The organism is Bacillus cihuensis, from assembly GCF_000504145.1.
GTDB lineage: Bacteria > Bacillota > Bacilli > Bacillales > DSM-1321 > Peribacillus > Peribacillus huizhouensis.
Genome location: NZ_KI632495.1, coordinates 1,785,965 through 1,802,586 on the forward strand (window position 1 = coordinate 1,785,965; position 16,622 = coordinate 1,802,586).

At 39.5% G+C, this 16,622-nt stretch carries 16 protein-coding genes and 1 riboswitch; all 16 genes read right to left on the reverse strand.

Going from position 1 to position 16,622, the window contains the following annotated elements; translation table 11 throughout:
* Positions 1-1,141: 1,141 nt before the first annotated feature.
* The 16 genes from minD to V179_RS0114450 all read right to left on the reverse strand — a co-directional run bounded on the left by minD (position 1,142) and on the right by V179_RS0114450 (position 16,607).
* Positions 1,142-1,945 carry a septum site-determining protein MinD gene (minD, locus tag V179_RS0114375; protein WP_028392084.1) on the reverse strand — a complete coding sequence of 268 codons (804 nt, stop codon included), beginning with the start codon at positions 1,943-1,945 and terminating at the stop codon, positions 1,142-1,144.
* 2 nt (positions 1,946-1,947) lie between these two features.
* Positions 1,948-2,631 (reverse strand): septum site-determining protein MinC, encoded by a 684-nt coding sequence (gene minC, locus V179_RS0114380; RefSeq protein WP_028392085.1) that lies wholly within the window; start codon positions 2,629-2,631, stop codon positions 1,948-1,950.
* Between the two features lie 252 nt (positions 2,632-2,883).
* Positions 2,884-3,402 (reverse strand): rod shape-determining protein MreD, encoded by a 519-nt coding sequence (mreD, locus tag V179_RS0114385; RefSeq protein ID WP_028392086.1) that lies wholly within the window; start codon positions 3,400-3,402, stop codon positions 2,884-2,886.
* Entirely contained in the window at positions 3,399-4,262 is an 864-nt protein-coding gene (gene mreC, locus V179_RS0114390; protein WP_028392087.1) for a rod shape-determining protein MreC, read from the reverse strand. Before mreC ends, mreD begins: the two co-directional genes overlap by 4 nt.
* 321 nt (positions 4,263-4,583) lie before the next feature.
* Positions 4,584-5,603 carry a rod shape-determining protein gene (locus tag V179_RS0114395; RefSeq protein ID WP_028392088.1) on the reverse strand — a complete coding sequence of 340 codons (1,020 nt, stop codon included), beginning with the start codon at positions 5,601-5,603 and terminating at the stop codon, positions 4,584-4,586.
* 142 nt (positions 5,604-5,745) lie between these two features.
* Positions 5,746-6,420 carry a RadC family protein gene (gene radC / locus V179_RS0114400; protein ID WP_034301654.1) on the reverse strand — a complete coding sequence of 225 codons (675 nt, stop codon included), beginning with the start codon at positions 6,418-6,420 and terminating at the stop codon, positions 5,746-5,748.
* Positions 6,421-6,489: 69 nt separating this feature from the next.
* On the reverse strand, positions 6,490-7,059 hold the full coding sequence (locus V179_RS0114405; protein WP_028392090.1) for a Maf family protein: 570 nt from the start codon (positions 7,057-7,059) through the stop codon (positions 6,490-6,492).
* 181 nt (positions 7,060-7,240) lie between these two features.
* Positions 7,241-8,227: an SPOR domain-containing protein gene (locus tag V179_RS0114410; protein WP_028392091.1), complete on the reverse strand. Its 987-nt coding sequence runs from the start codon at positions 8,225-8,227 to the stop codon at positions 7,241-7,243.
* Positions 8,228-8,319: 92 nt separating this feature from the next.
* Positions 8,320-9,264, reverse strand: a complete 945-nt coding sequence (locus V179_RS29165; protein ID WP_028392092.1) for a LysM peptidoglycan-binding domain-containing protein — start codon at positions 9,262-9,264, stop codon at positions 8,320-8,322.
* The gene (locus V179_RS0114420; protein WP_028392093.1) at positions 9,264-9,854 is read right to left on the reverse strand and encodes a hypothetical protein; all 591 of its coding nucleotides are present in this window, start codon (positions 9,852-9,854) and stop codon (positions 9,264-9,266) included. The genes V179_RS29165 and V179_RS0114420 overlap by 1 nt, the downstream gene beginning before the upstream one ends.
* A gap of 9 nt (positions 9,855-9,863) precedes the next feature.
* Positions 9,864-10,835 (reverse strand): type IV pilus biogenesis protein PilM, encoded by a 972-nt coding sequence (gene pilM / locus V179_RS0114425; protein WP_161632349.1) that lies wholly within the window; start codon positions 10,833-10,835, stop codon positions 9,864-9,866.
* Positions 10,836-10,848: 13 nt separating this feature from the next.
* Positions 10,849-11,604: a prepilin peptidase gene (locus V179_RS0114430; protein WP_028392095.1), complete on the reverse strand. Its 756-nt coding sequence runs from the start codon at positions 11,602-11,604 to the stop codon at positions 10,849-10,851.
* A 381-nt stretch (positions 11,605-11,985) separates the two neighbouring features.
* Positions 11,986-12,444 carry a type II secretion system protein gene (locus tag V179_RS0114435; protein ID WP_028392096.1) on the reverse strand — a complete coding sequence of 153 codons (459 nt, stop codon included), beginning with the start codon at positions 12,442-12,444 and terminating at the stop codon, positions 11,986-11,988.
* A 104-nt stretch (positions 12,445-12,548) separates the two neighbouring features.
* Positions 12,549-12,632: riboswitch (cyclic di-GMP riboswitch) on the reverse strand.
* Between the two features lie 67 nt (positions 12,633-12,699).
* Entirely contained in the window at positions 12,700-13,908 is a 1,209-nt protein-coding gene (locus V179_RS0114440) for a type II secretion system F family protein (RefSeq protein ID WP_028392097.1), read from the reverse strand.
* Positions 13,908-14,948 carry a type IV pilus twitching motility protein PilT gene (locus tag V179_RS0114445; RefSeq protein ID WP_028392098.1) on the reverse strand — a complete coding sequence of 347 codons (1,041 nt, stop codon included), beginning with the start codon at positions 14,946-14,948 and terminating at the stop codon, positions 13,908-13,910. Before V179_RS0114445 ends, V179_RS0114440 begins: the two co-directional genes overlap by 1 nt.
* A 12-nt stretch (positions 14,949-14,960) precedes the next feature.
* On the reverse strand, positions 14,961-16,607 hold the full coding sequence (locus V179_RS0114450) for a GspE/PulE family protein (protein WP_028392099.1): 1,647 nt from the start codon (positions 16,605-16,607) through the stop codon (positions 14,961-14,963).
* Between the last annotated feature and the right edge of the window lie 15 nt (positions 16,608-16,622).

Sequence of the window (16,622 nt, forward strand, 5' to 3'; positions counted from 1 at the left end):
CGTGCCGGAACGGGGGTGTTACGTGCCGGAACGGGGGTGTTACGTGCCGGAACGGGGGTGTTACGTGCCGGAACGGGGGTGTTACGTGCCGGAACGGGGGTGTTACGTGCCGGAACGGGGGTGTTACGTGCCGGATTCACGATTTGCGTGCGAGATTCGCGAGTTGCGTGCCGGAGCCCAATTCAACGCTAAATTTTTTTGAAGCTTGCCTGCCTTTTCATTCGAGATCAGTCCTTTATGACGGATTTCATAGGCAATCTGTAGCTTATTTATGTGGTCGGGCTATGTTCTGTGGAAATACCAGACTTTGCGCGGACATCAGCTCCCCAGTTCAAGCATTACGTGCCAAAATTCAAATTTGCGTGCCAGAACGGGGGTGTTACGTGCCGGAACTTGTACTTTGCGAGCCGGATTCACGATTTGCGTGCGAGATTCGCGAGTTGCGTGCCGGAGCCCAATTCAACGCTAAAATTTTTGAAGCTAGCCTGCCTTTTCATTCGAGATCAGTCCTTTATGACCAGATTTCATATACACCCTGTAGCTTATTGATGTGGTCGGGCTATGTTCTGAGGAAATACCACACTTTGCGCGGACATCAGCTCCCCAGTTCAAGCATTACGTGCCAAAATTCAAATTTGCGTGCCAGAACGGGGGGGTTACGTGCCGGAACTTGTACTTTACGAGCCGGATTCACGATTTGCGTGCGAGATTTGCGATTTGCGTGCCGAAGCCACTTCAACGCTAAAATTTTTGAAGCTAGCCTGCCTTTTCATTCGAGATCAGTCCTTTATGACCAGATTTCATATACAACCTGTAGCTTATTGATGTGGTCGGGCTATGTTCTGAGGAAATACCAGACTTTGCGCGGACATCAGCTCCCCAGTTCAAGCATTACGAGCCAAAATTCAAATTTGCATGCCAGAACGGGGGGTTACGTGCCGGAACTTGTACTTTACGAGCCGGATTCACAATTTGCGTGCGAGATTTGCGATTTGCGTGCCGGAGTCCAAATCGTCACAATATTCTTGATTGCACCCCAGAACTTATCTTATCCAAAACAAAAAGGGCCAGACTCTACATCAACTATATCGTTTATTTGACACCATAAACTGGATATAGGATGTGAGGTCTGACCTTTTTATTACGAACCGGCAAATAATTTTTTTAATTTTGCCATTAAGCCTTTTGGTTCGTCTTCTATTGATGAAAGCGGCACTGATTCACCTAAAATTCTCCTGGCAATATTGCGGTAGGCGATAGATGCGCGGTTATTTGGATCCATGGCGATCGGTTCACCTTCGTTAGATGCTCTGATCACTTGTTCATCGTCGACAACAATGCCAATCAAGTCAATTGAGAGATGGGTCGTGACTTCATCAATATCCATCATTTCCCCATTCTTCAGCATATGATTGCGTATTCGATTAATGACAAGTTTTGGCGGTTCAATATTTTCTTCTTTTTCAAGCAAACCAATAATCCGATCGGCATCTCTGACTGCTGATTTTTCTGGAGTGGTTACGACAATCGCTTTATCAGCACCTGCTATTGCATTTTTAAATCCTTGTTCAATTCCAGCAGGACAGTCAATAATAATATAATCATAGTCTTGTTTTAATTCGTGAACAAGTTTATACATTTGTTCAGGAACGATCGCCGTCTTGTCGGACGTTTGAGCAGCTGGAAGAAGATAAAGCCTGTCTTCAAAGCGCTTATCTTTCACTAAAGCTTGATGTATTTTACAGCGTCCTTCAATTACATCAACCAAATCATAGATAATCCGATTTTCTAATCCCATAACAACATCTAAATTTCTAAGACCAATATCTGTATCAATCAAACATACTTTTTTGCCAAGAAGAGCTAATGATGTACCTAAATTAGCGGATGTTGTGGTCTTTCCCACCCCACCCTTTCCAGATGTAATAACTATTGCCTCTCCCACGATTAGAGTCCCCCTTCTAATCTATTAAAATTCGGTCTATGATTCTTAAAAGCTTTTATCTTTTCTACAATAATACGGCCATTTTCATTGATAAAAGCACACTCCATCATATGGCCATCTTCTATATATTTATCAGGTGCTTTCATGATCTTATCAGCAATTCTAATATGTGATGGTTTCATGACAGAAGCACTAACAAAACTTTCTTGGTTGCCGTTATGCCCTGCTTGTGCAATTCCTCTAAGCGTACCCATCACAAAAATATTCCCACCGGCTATAATCGTCCCGCCTGGATTCACATCACCGATCAACAATAAATCACCAACAACCTCTAAAATTTGCCCCGACCTAATGACTTTAGCAATGGTAGTCATTTGATGTTCGTCCTTCCATTGCTTGGCTTCTTCCTTCGTTATCACATTAGAAATGATTTCATCAATGACCAGTTTTTTTTTCTGGCTGATTAATTCTCGGATACGATTTTTCTGATCCTCAAGCAGATAACGATTTCCTGTATGTACCTTAACGGCAATGCCTGAATCATTTTCTTGGAATTGATAATTTGCAGAGAGCTTTGATTCTAGTTCTTTCAATAGCTCTGAAAAAGAACACGAATCATCCAGATGAAGTGTGAGCCCATCCTTTGTGCCTTTTATCATAACATTTTGCTGAATTCTTTTATTCATGACGCATGTTTCACCTCAATGAAAGTATAATTCGACATGACTAGAGATATTTCCTTTTTCTACGCGCATGAAAGTAGAAAAACCTGTCACCGATCCTTGACTACAAAAAGACTAGCCAAGGAGACACGCATACGACTTATGACCTAAGCATGCCAGTGTAAGGTTAAACTTCAAAACTTATTATCAAACTACTTGCCTTTATCATGTCTAAAAGCACGCGAAAGCGCTTTTCACCTTTTAGCAAACTATTTTTTACTCTCCGTCTGATTCAAGTTTCTGTTTCTCAATCATCCGCTTTAATGGATAAGAAAAAACAACAAGGAAAGCGAGATTTAACAGTAGAGTTGGTACAAGTCTACTTTTCCAAAACGTATTAAAGTCTATATGAGCAAATCCAATCAGGATATTAATTTGATAGACAATTACTTCTAAAAACGTAATAAATAAGAGCGAAGTAAGGATGGTCACTAGCAGATTAGATTGAAGGATTCTCATAATTTTCGCTATAAGGTAAGCAAAAAATGGAAGCATGAACATATATACGCCCAAGATTTCTGTATACACGACATCATACATTAGACCCAGTATGAAGCCGTATATCATACCGTTTCTTCGTGTTCCATATATAGTAATGAACGCGATTAAAATCATAATGAATCGTGGGACAATAATTTTGTCACCACCGAATATATCACCAGCAAGTAAATTTGAAAATGAACCTTCCATAATAAAGAAAAGCAGGGCAGTGAGGGGAAGTTTTAGTCGCTTCATTCTTGTGCCTCACTCTTCGCATCTTCACCAATCACTTCACGTTTAACGACCATGACATTTTTTATATCATAAAAATCTGTTGCTGGTTCTAAATATGCCGTCTGATTCAAGCCATTTTGATCAATTTTCACTTCGACAACTTTCCCAACAATTAGACGTGATGGAAAAATGCCGCCTAGTCCTGATGTCTCTACGATCGAACCAATTTTTATTTCTTTATCAAATGGTATTCGCTTCATTAGCAAATAGCCCTGCTTGTCATCATAGCCTTCGATGATTCCGTTGGCTGCATCTTCTTGTACAATGGAAGCTGAAATTTTATTATTCGGATCTGTCGAACTGACCAGCAGTACAGTTGCCGTGGTAGGTGTCGTACTCTTTACCTTGCCGATTAAGCCATCAGCTGTAATGACTGCCATATTCGCTTTTATCCCATTCATCTCACCTTTATTAATCGTAATTAACTCATTCCAACGATCTGGATTCCGACCGATTACAGTTGCTTGAATAGGCGAATACTTACTCAAATCATCTTCCTTACCAAGAATTTTCCGTAATTCGGCATTTTCCTTCTTCAATGCTTGGACTTCTGTTTTTATCTGTACATATTCACCTAAACGGGCTTTAAGCTTTGCATTTTCGTCATATGTATTTTGCAGGTCACTCAGATTTTCAAAAAGTCCGGTAACAGCAGAAACTGGTTTATCAAAGGCATTGGCAAACCATCCTGTTGTATCTTTTAAAAATTGTTCCGGCCATGACAATGTTTCGCGTTCTCTCAATGAAAACCCGATTAATGCCACAAGAACAATAATTCCTGCCAATAACAAGATTAACTTTTTGTTTAAAAACTGTGGCATGATCATCTACACCTCTATCTGGAAAAATGCCAGGCTTTTGCTAGAAAACACTGCTTTTTCTAGTCATTTGGATGATACCTGGCGCAGAACACTAATATTCCTTAAAACTTACGGTTACCTAAACGAAACAAACAGGGATTGTCCACTTAGGCTTTACGATCACAATTGGCCCAATGTGTTCAATCCCCATTATAGGCAGTTTATAAACGAGAAGAAAGAAATTTATCCTATAAAATTGAATTCTCTTCGTATTTATCTCGCATTTGAAGTTTCAATTTCTTTCACTCGATCCTCATTCCTATTATTATAAGAAGCTTTTAATTATCGTAAATCTTTTGTTTTATTTTTAAAATTATCGATATGATCCAATGCTTTACCTGTTCCAATCGCTACACAATCAAGTGGATTTTCAGCAATAAGAACTGGCATTTTCGTTTCTTCACTTATTACTTTATCCAGATTACGCAGCAAAGCTCCGCCTCCTGTTAGAACAATCCCACGATCCATAATATCTGCCGCAAGCTCAGGTGGTGTTTTCTCTAGCGTATTTTTCACGGAATCAACAATTGCATCGACCGTATCACGAAGTGCAACTGAAATTTCCTTAGCGGAGATTTCAATCGTTTTTGGCAAGCCCGTCAATAGATCACGGCCGCGAATGTCCATATTTTCAATGCCTTCTGTATCCCCTGCTGACCCGATTTCCATCTTAATGCTCTCTGAAGTACGTTCCCCGATCATTAAGTTGTAATTTTTACGGATATAGCTGACAATCGCGTCGTCCATTTCGTCACCAGCAATGCGAATCGACTTGCTTGTTACAATTCCGCCCAATGAAATGATTGCAACTTCAGTCGTACCGCCACCGATATCAACGATCATGCTGCCTGTCGGTTCCCATACAGGAAGATTTGCACCAATCGCTGCCGCAAAAGGTTCTTCAATCGGATACGCATCACGTGCACCAGCTTGTCTTGTCGCGTCAATAACTGCACGTTGCTCAACCGCAGTAATTCCTGATGGGACACAAATCATGACATATGGCTTACTTCCAAAAACACCTTTTTTCTGAGCTTCCTTCATATAATACTTCATCATCGTCGCTGTCGTTTCATAATCAGCAATTACGCCATCCTTCATCGGTCTTAATGCGACTACGTTACCAGGCGTACGCCCGATCATATTTTTTGCATCATTTCCGACTGCGACTATTTGTTTCGTATCTGTTTGCAGCGCAACAACTGACGGCTCACGGACAACAATCCCTTTGCCTTTTACATATACAAGCGTGTTTGCCGTTCCTAAATCGATTCCCAAATCTTTTGTGCCAATTCCAAACATATTGGTTTCTCCCTTTCATACACAAAATACTTTTTATAGTAAGATTTTAAATGGTCAATATTCAAAAATGCAAAGATTTATTATGTTACCCTTAAAAAATCATAAACACTATTATACCGCATCATTATCAATTTTAATAGTGTCACAAATACCCTTTTTCCTTTAAACTAACAAATTTATGTTCTCCAATAATAATATGATCCAAAAGTTCTATCCCTATTATTTTACCACACTCGACTAATCTCTTGGTAACTTCAATATCTTCTCTACTCGGTGAGGGGTCTCCAGAGGGGTGATTATGTAGACAAATAATAGAGGCTGCAGATCTTCTGAAGGCTTCTTTGTAGACCTCGCGCGGATGAACGATCGATGCATTTAAGCTGCCGATAAATATCGTTTGTTTGTGGAGTACTTGATTTTTTGTATTGAGGTAAAGTGTGATGAAATGCTCTTGTGTGAGAAAGCGCATTTCTTCCATGCAGTAGTTCGCTCCATCTTCAGGGGAACGGATTACGTATCGGTCGGGATAGTTCAACTGAGTAATTCTCTTGCCGAGTTCAACTGCGGCTAGGATTTGAATCGCCTTTGCTTCTCCAATTCCTTTAATGGCGGTGATTTCATCAATGGAGGCATCTATTAACATACGCAGCCCTTCAAACGTACTGATTAATCGATTGGCCAACTGCAGAACAGATTCTTCTTTCGTCCCTGTTCTGAGTAATATTGCTAGCAATTCCTGATTGGAGAGACTTTGAGGGCCGGTTTGGATAAAGCGTTCACGCGGCCTCTCATCTTTCGGAACATCGCGAATTAGCATTTTTTCTAACAAAATAACCACCCTCTCTTCATATAAATGAGATGGATCCCTGTCAGAATGCTGAATGGGTTACTCGTTTTCCTCTTGAAACGCCAGAAGTTCACGAGACAATCTTGAAACCGGAAGTCCCACAACTGAAAAATAATCGCCATGAATTTTTTTAACAAACAACGAACCATAGCCTTGAATTCCATAGCTTCCTGCTTTGTCAAATGGTTCTCCACTATCAAGATACCTTTCAATCTCTGCATCTGACAGGTCCCAAAACGTCACTTCTGTTTCTTCATAGAATACGCGACTCTTTTCTCCTTTTACAAGCGCGACACCTGTATAAACAAAGTGTGTGTTTCCAGCTAACAATTGCAACATTTTTTTTGCATCTGTTCGGTCAACTGGCTTTCCTAATATCTTGCCATCAAAAGCTACAACCGTATCAGAGCCAATCACACAGGATTCTGGATATTTTACAGCAACCGCTTTTGCCTTTCTGTGAGCAAGCTCTTTTACGGCAACAGATGGCTCTGTATTCGGTTCAATGCTTTCGTCAACATTCGCGTCTACTGATTGAAAAGGGATTTGAAGAACTTGTAGCAATTCCTTACGGCGTGGAGAAGCTGAGGCTAAAATCAATCGGTGCATACTAAACATCACATTCCTTACTATAAAAAATATCATTGCAGGCCAGGAGACCCACTGTAATCGTACCAAATAATGCCTCAACTAACAATCCTAAAAAGAGGCCAGACTCCATTTCGCGCAGTAATGCATGAAAGAAGCGCTGACCCATTATTTCCTGAGAAATAGTCGGATGTTGTCAGATTTAATAGGAATTCAAGAAATGTAGTAGTTTTTGTTGTGCTTGGAGCAAATGATCGGTTTCTTTCGTGCTTTGATATTGCTTTATTGAATCGAAAGCAGCATTCAAATCAGAATAGGCAGCTTTTAGTCCTGCTGGTGAATCGTCTTTCACCTGGGCTTTAAGGTCTTCAAGGTCTGTTTGCACAGGTTTCAGATCGGTGGTTGCTGTCGGATTTAATAGCTGTGCAGAAGAGGCCTTTGTTAAGGTTTGATAGGCTGTATTCATTTTCTTTATTATTGCTTCATTACTGCTTCCCACACTTTCAGACTTAAGCGTGAGCTCTTTCCAAAACACTTCCACATCGTAGCCTTTTAAAAAAACAGCAAGCTGCTTACTTTCCTCAAGGCTCGTAGCTGAACCTAAAAACAAATAATATTTCTCTCCTTGTTTCAATATTTCAGTCGGTACACCTTTAGCTGAAACTAGTTCCTGTGTTTGTTTGGCAGCATCTTCATTACTAAATACTCCACCTTGTACAAGATAAACCGATAATGGAGCGACAGCTGTAGCTGTAGGCGCTCCTTTATTACTATCACCCTTAATACTTGCACTAGGTTCCATCGGTTCGACAGGGACAGTAGCAACCTCTTTATCAGCCGTAATTGTCTTCAACACAATCAAACCTAAACCCGAACCGACAATCACAGCAAAAAGAATAGCGAAAAAGGGAATTTTAAATGAAAATCCCGATTTATTCCCTGGATTTTTTCGTTTACCGCCAAATGCAAGGATTATTGGATTTTTCTTTTTCGTAGAAGCCGGTGGTTGATAAAATATGCCCTCGTCTTTTGGAAATACCCAATCGAAGCTTTCATCCTCGGACTCGATTGCTGCTGAAGCTTGGTTTTTAGCCACTTTAACGCTATTGCTACTATCATCTTCAACTAAGGGCTTTTCCTCGCCATTAATTTTTATGGTGATTCCTTTTTTATTTTCTGGGTTGTCCATTTTTTCGCCCCCCACGCACATTTTTTTCCATCCTAACATAGGAGCAAAAAAAAATAACAAGACTTTTGTCGTCTTGTTATTAATAGCTTTCGTCAATTTTTGCCATCAACTGGAACAGGTATTTCAATCTTTGTATTCGCTTCAAGTTGTTGCAAATGATTCCAATCTTTTATCACTTTTTCACCGGATCTGCTATTATAATACAAAATAGCAAGTTGAAAGAGAGTATCCCCTGGTTTCACTTTATAGGTGTACACTTTATACGTTGTTTGATTCCGTTTTACAATCTTCCAATCGGCACCCGTTTCTTTCTCCGTTTCGACTTTCTTCTTTGGTAGTTGAAGTAGATTCGTTTCAAATAATGGGTTTATTTTATTTGCTGGTTTTGGCTCCTCATATTTGGGCAGCTGGGTTTTAAGTTCTTCTAGTTTAGGATAATAATAGGTAGAAACAGTTAAGTTAAAAGTCAGTGTTTCAGCTGTGTTCATGAACCGATTACTTTCTTTTATTCCGGTATATTGAAGACTCTCTACTTTTGTAAGGCGCTCTAAATCCTCAAGGCCTTTCACAAATGATTCCAATTCAAGATATGTTGGTGATTCAACCGTAATAACCGCTGTTAATTTCTTTACACCTTCAGGTAGCGATTTTGCATTTGATGCGTCTTCAGCTATCTCAAAATGTCCAGCTTCGAATTCATCTACCGAATCTCCTTGTTGTTTGGAATCGGCAAATACTAGATTCGTAATTAAACTACCGGATGCTACTTCAACTTCTTCAAGCATTATAATAAATTGATCGACTAGTTCACTTACCGGAAGTTTCCTTTGTAAAGCTGTCGTATTAATCGAAACACTTTTCTTCTCTTTTTGATCTAGTTTTTCTAGCTCATCTTTTTCCTTCGCAATCGATTGGGTATGAATGGAAATTTTTTCTTGTAATGGTTTATATTCAAGAAAATACGCTCCACATACAGCACTTATAAAAACAAGCAATAAAAGTGTGAGAATGAAGGACAGGACTTTTCGGGAAAGCATTATCGTCCCACCTCCCCTTGCATCTCTGTTTGAATAACTGACTTGTCCACTGTTATTTCATATTGTGCATTGTATCGAGGAAGGACAGGTTCCGTCGTATGATCGTCCTCAAGCTTCTCAGTTGAAAGAGTTAATAGTTTAGCGCCTGAAAAAAGTTTTGAGTTTATTAGACTTTTTAAAAAATAAGCAGCTTGCCTTGAAGAATCGAATTGAACCGTGAGCTGAACCATTCCATCTTCCTTATAAGTAAAATCTCCGATAAACCCCCGCTCGGGTAATAACGAAGATACAGTTCTCATGATGATAAATGTTGAACTTTGATGATCTTCAACCCACTGAATCGCCGTTTCCAAATCACGAACAGATTCGGATTCAGCACTCTGAGATTGTTCGTATTCCTTCGCCATTTTTAATTCCTTATTCAAGGCTAACTCTTTTTCTAGTTGTACCAATTGTGCCTTCTTTTCTTGATAAGTAGCCATGAAGAAGAAGCCACTAACCAATAACATGATAGCGATCAACAGAATCAATAGCCCAACAGTATGTCGATTTTTTTCTTTTTTAGGTAATAAATTAATATCTACGAGCATGTCAAACACCTACTTTAACGCTAGTCCAATACATTCAGCATATACAGGAGGGATGTTCCTGCCTTTTTTTGTTTGAAATAGCGGTTCAAGCAGCGGCTGAACAGATACTTCAATTGCAGTATGTATATCTTTATAAAAAGTTTCCATACAAGGATGATCTCCTGACAAAACGATCTTGGCTATATGATGTTTTCCTTTAGTGAGATTGAATCGGTAATAGGATAGGAAACGTTCAATTTCCATCGTAATATCCTGAGATTGACTTGTTAATTCGTCTACAACACCCATCCAAGCATAAAAATCAGAGCCGCTTCGGCTTTTAGAAAGTTCATAGTGTTCCTCATGAAATTCCAACGGATAGTGGCGCGAAAAAACAGGCTTATGTTCATAAAAAACAGATAAAACAAACGCATCTAAACCAATTTGCACGAATAAAACATGCTCATCCTGCTTGGCAAGGCCTAGATGATAATACATTCGATAAAGCGACAGCATGGAAAGATCGGCGATATCTGGTTTTAACGATGCGCCCTTTAATAATTCGGTCCATTCATTCAATACGGTTTCTCTAGAAGCAAATAACAACACGTCTCGGTTTTCAGCCGTTTGCTCTAAAGGCACTGCTTCAATTAAAGGATCTGAAAAAGGCAAATGGATGCTATGGCCCAATTCCATATATAAATAACCATTCAGTACATGATCTGGAACATCATTCGGAACATGTATAGTCCTAACGATTACTGTTGAATCAGGTACACAAAAAGAGACTTTTTTCCCTTTAAGCTTCCACTGATCAACCATTTCTTCCACAATCAGCTCAAGCGTTTCACGATCTTTTATTTGCCCTTCAACGATCACACCGTCTGGCAGACTCTTTTGCCCATAAGCTAGTAGGTTGTGCTTTTTTCCAGATTCCACAAAACGAATATACCGATCTTTAATAGATAGATGAACTCGATGCTTTCGGTTCAATATGTTCACGACAATCACCTGCTTATTCAAACATAGTAAAGTAATAGCTTAATATTTCGGCTCCATAGAAGTAGGAAAGCAAGGCACCAATCGCAATAAACGGACCAAATGGAATCGGCTGCCGTTTCTTATATTTCCCTCGAATCATGCCAGCTACCCCATACAGTGCTCCTAAAAAAGTTGCCAAAGCGAATGTCAGGATGGTCAGCCTTAAGCCGAGCACCAGCCCTAATACGAAAAATAGTTTAACATCTCCCCCGCCCATGCCACCTTTACTAATGACAGCAATGAAAAAAAGCAACCCGAAGCCAACTACCGCTCCGACAAACATATCCCACCACGGATCTAATGGTACGACTAATCGGGCAACTAAAACAATAGGTACAAAAAACAACAGCACTTTATTAGGAATAATCATATACACAATATCAGATACAAAGATAATGACTAACAACGAAATAAAAAGGAGGGCGATTACGAATTCTCCAGTCAAACCAAACTCGTAAAAAGCAAGCATAAACAATAAACCCGTTGAAAGCTCAATCAGTGGATAGAGCGGCGGTATTTTCGAATGACAGTTCCGGCATTTTCCTCTTAAAAAAACATAAGACAATACAGGCACGAGATCGGTAGCTGTCAAGGTTCTTTTGCAAGCTGGACATTGTGACCTTGGTCGGACGACTGATTGATTTTCCGGGATTCGCAGTCCAACGACATTGTAAAAAGAACCGAGAACTAAGCCTATAATACCTATATAGCTGTAAAAAAATAATGTCATGGATTTCTCCTTTATATTGGAGTTGGTTTCTCTTCTATTGGATGTAGTGTTTTTTTACGTCATGTTGTTTCTTTTATTATACAGGAAGTTGGATTGAATTGGAGATGATTATTTGGTGAAGATTAAATAGATAGGCCCTGTTAAACTTGCCTGATGATTTCCGCTTCAGGCGTTCACTTTCCGCGGGCGGTCCGGGAGTCTCCTCGGCGCTCTGCGACTGTGGGGTCTCCCTTTGACTCGCTTTTCCCGCAGGAGTCTTACGCCTCCGTTCCAATCAACAAAGTGCTAAGATCAACAATGACCTTTAACATAGCCAATAGATAAAAAAAACACTCCTGTGAAAAGGAGTGGTAAATATAGGTAACTAAACAATCAATTACTTCAGGTTGTAGTACTCGGTGTTGGAGCAACAACTGACTCTCTATTTAATTCAGATGCTTTCTTATTAGTTATACTTCTCTTTGAACCTATTAGTGTAACAGTGTATTCATATTTCCCATTCGTTTCTGTTATCTTAACTTGTGCAGTAGAATAAAGTTTCCCTTTATCATCAGGATCCGTAAGCTCAGCAAGGTAACCCGCTTTCTCTAGCTGTTCGTATGTTAAAGTTACCGGCCGGTTTTTCACAATATCATCATTCGCTGCAACCGCTAATTTCGCAGATGATATCAGTTGCTGTGCATTGGCAATATGTGCATCCTTTTTGCTGTTATCAATAATGTTGCCGATACTCGGTACTGCAATAGCAGCGATGATTCCTAAAATTACGATTACGGCCAAAAGTTCTACTAGCGTTAATCCTTTTTGGTTATTCATAAGGGCTTTTACTCGTTTCATCATGTACCTTCACTCCTCATTTGATTTTTTATGTAGTCTAGCGACGGGTGTACAACCTAAAAACCCGCCACGTTTATACTTAAATTCCAAAAATTGGATTTAAGCATAAATTAATTGGCGGGTTGCACTACTCACTCCTGATCATTTAAGTGCCCAGATAAAAATGATCCATCACAGTTTCCAATCCATTGATATATTGCTAGTATATAAGAAAAATTGACCAGCTGACAACTAGTTTTTCCACTAAATTGAACATATTTATTGGATTTTGTTAAATATAGTGAACATCGGAATGGCAATGGCTGCCACAATACCTCCAACAACGACTGCTAGAAAGATAATGAGAAATGGTTCTATTAGAGATTTCATTTGATTCGTAGCATGGTCGACTTCCATTTCGTAAAAATCAGCCACGCGATCTAGCATGACATCTAAAGTACCAGATTTTTCGCCGACTGCAATCATCTGTGTGACCATCGGAGGAAATGCCCAGTGTTTTTCCATCGGTATGGCCATGGACTCGCCTTTTTCAATGGAATGTCGCGACTGTTTCATAACCCTTATCAATACTTCATTTCCTAAAATCTTTTCCACCATTGTTAACGATTGAAGGATCGGTACAGAGCTCTTGATTAGCGAGCTTAAAGTTCTTGTCATTCTTGCAATCTCTGCTTTTTGAAGCAGCTGTCCAAAAATCGGCAAACGTAAAAGCCCATAATCCAGATAATATTTCGTGTCGTTCTTCGACTTTAGAGAACGAATAAGGATATATAAGCTAACCGCTACTAAAAGAAAAACCCACCAAAAACGTTCAAAAAATCCACTCAGATTGAGAACCAACTTTGTAAAGAAAGGCAGTTCACTGCCAAATGAAAGAAACATATTGGCGAAAGTTGGTACGACTTTCGCTAACATAAAAATGATAATAACAATACTTAAACAGCCAACCGTTACTGGGTACATCAACGCCGATTGTACTTTTTGCCTTGTTTGATACTGTTTCTCAAAATAAATCGCCATTCTTTCTAGAACCTCTTCTAGATTTCCACCAGCTTCACCCGCTCGCATCATATTTATGAAGAGTGGTGGAAACACATTCCGTTGCTTTTCAGCCCCTTCGGAATAAGGGTTCCCTTCTTCTAAACTTAATACGATATTTTCCAATGTTTTCCTCAACAATTTACTTGATGTTTGTTCCGCCAAAATCTTTGTCGATTCTACAACACTGATGCCTGCTTTAATTAACGTTGAAAACTGATGTAGATACATAATAAAATCGCGATTTTTCACTTTCTTGCTACCTAAAGAGATTTCTTTATATAATATTCCCTTTAGTTCATCTATACTTGTCACGGCGATTCCTGTTTCCCTAAGCCCTTCAACTGCTTCTTTTCGTGTGTCCGCAGTCACTTTCCCTTGTTTCTTTCTCCCTGCCCGATCTCTTCCTTGATAGTGAAAAACCGGCATTATAGGATTCCTTCTTCTAAATAAGGGAGTGCGGAAAATGCATCAATTTTCCCTTCTTCAATTAATTGTTTAATCGACATTTCAATCGTTTGCATGCCAGCCGATTTACTAGTCTGCATCACACTTGCAATTTGATGGATTTTTTCATTCCGAATTAAATTTTTGACTGCAGCATTATTCACCATGATCTCGATAGCTGCCACCCTTCCTCTTCGATCTTTTGACGGCAATAAACGCTGTGAAATAATGGCTGATAAGACAGAGGCAAGCTGAACACGAACTTGCGGTTGCTGATTGGGTGGGAACACATCTATGATCCGATCAATTGTTGCGGGTGCATCCGTTGTATGTAAGGTCCCCAGTACTAAATGGCCTGTTTCCGCTGCGGTAATCGCTGTAGAAATCGTTTCCAAATCGCGCATTTCGCCGACTAAAATAATATCAGGATCCTGTCGCAAGCAAGCGCGCAGGCCGTTTGAGAAATTCTGTGTATCAAAACCGACTTCCCGTTGATCAATAATACTCAATTGATGTTTGTGTAAATACTCGATTGGATCTTCAAGCGTAATAATATGTTTCTTCATGTTTTTATTAATATAATCAATCATCGCCGCAAGCGTCGTTGATTTCCCACTTCCAGTCGGGCCTGTCACTAATACAAGCCCTTGCGTTTTTTCAGATATCGTTTGTAAAACGAGGGGCAGCTTTAATTGTTCTAAAGTTGGCACTTCTGTTGGTACAACTCGAATCGCAAGACTAATACAAGAACGTTGATGATAAGCATTGACCCGGAATCGTGAAACCCCTGGGATTCCGTATGAAAGATCTAGCTCGCCTTTTTCTTTAAACGTCTTCCACATCGATTCAGGAATCATCACTTTCGCCATTAATTCTGTGTCCGCTGGCTTAAGGACATCTTTTCCGTACTGTTTTAAATCGCCGTGAAGTCTCATAATCGGTGGTACACCTACAGTCAAATGAATATCAGAAGTACCTAAATCAAAAGCAGCTTTTAAAATATAATCCAATTTCTCTTTCACAAGTATGGCCTCCTAATCATGTCGAGCTACCCGCAGTACTTCTTCTATCGTTGTCATTCCTTGTTTTGCTTTTAGGAGCCCATCATCAATGAGGAAAATCATTCCATTCAAAACCAAATATTGCTTGATTTCACTAAGCGGTTTATTATTCATCATCATCGTTTGAATCGTATCATCGATATTCAAGACTTCATGAATCGCAATCCTTCCATGGTAGCCACTGTTTTGACAGCTTGGACATCCTTCGCCACGATATAAAGATTGCACAGGTATGCCACGTTTTTGAAATAAATTTCTTTCCATGGCAGATGGTGTGTATTCTATTTTACAATCCGGACAAACTTTGCGAACTAGTCTTTGAGCAATGACGCCAATTAAAGAAGAAACGACCAAATACGGTTCGACATCCATATCTAATAGTCTCGGAATCGTCGAAAGTGCACTGTTTGTATGTAAAGTACTTAATACAAGATGGCCCGTTAAGGACGCTCGGACGGCTATTTCTGCTGTTTCACGATCTCGAATTTCACCAATCATGACAATGTTTGGATCTTGTCTTAAAATGGACCGCAATCCACTGGCAAACGTAAGACCAATCGATGGATTTACTTGCACCTGATTAATGCCTTTCATTTGATATTCCACAGGATCTTCCACGGTTATAATATTGACCTGTTCTGTGTTCAAATGATTCAAAGCCGCATATAAAGTGGATGTTTTCCCTGAACCAGTTGGACCCGTAATTAGTATCATCCCTGAAGGCCGTTCAATCATCTTAACAAAAGCTTGTCCATTTACTTTATTAAAACCAAGCTGTGAAAGATGAATCATAACATTAGATAAATCTAAAATTCGTATAACGATTTTTTCACCGTATATGGTGGGCAGTAAGGAAATTCGTAAATCAACAGGTGTTGCATTCACATCCAGTTTAATTCTTCCATCCTGCGGCAGCCTTGTTTCGGTAATATTCAAATTAGCCAAAATTTTAATTCTAGCAATTAACAAACTATAAATCTTCTTTGAAAGAATTCGTTCCGTTCGTAAAATCCCATCGACTCGATAGCGAATATGGATCTTTGACTCCTGAGGATCAATATGGATATCGCTCGCCTTCATCTGTACGCCCACTTCCAGAAGTTGATTGACAAGCTTAACAGCTGGTGCATCCTCACCAGCTAAATTTTCATCCGCAATCCTGTCCATGTCTAACTCTTCAAACGTCTCTGTTTTGCTAAAATATTTATAAAGTGAAGCAATGATTTCTTCCTTTTTCGCTATGACAGGTGAGATCACTAAACCAGTCGATAGCCCCATATCATCTAATGCGATATAATCCATCGGGTCATGCATCGCCACAATGAGTTGATTGCCATCTTTTCTGATTGGCATGACTAAATTTCTAAAGGCAAAATCTTTTGCAATCAAACTTATGACGGCAGTATCTATGGGATAACGAAATAAGCTGATCTGTGGTATACCTAGCTGAAACTCAAGCACTTCAATAAGTTGCTGCTCATTGATTAATCCTCGTTCCAATAAAGCATCTCCTATTTTTTGCCCTTCTTTTTTGTATGTTAATGTATCCTGTAAGTTTTCTTCGGTAATAATCCCTGCTTCAACAAGTAAATCGCCTAAACGCTTTCTATTACTTTTCATTCTATCACACCTATC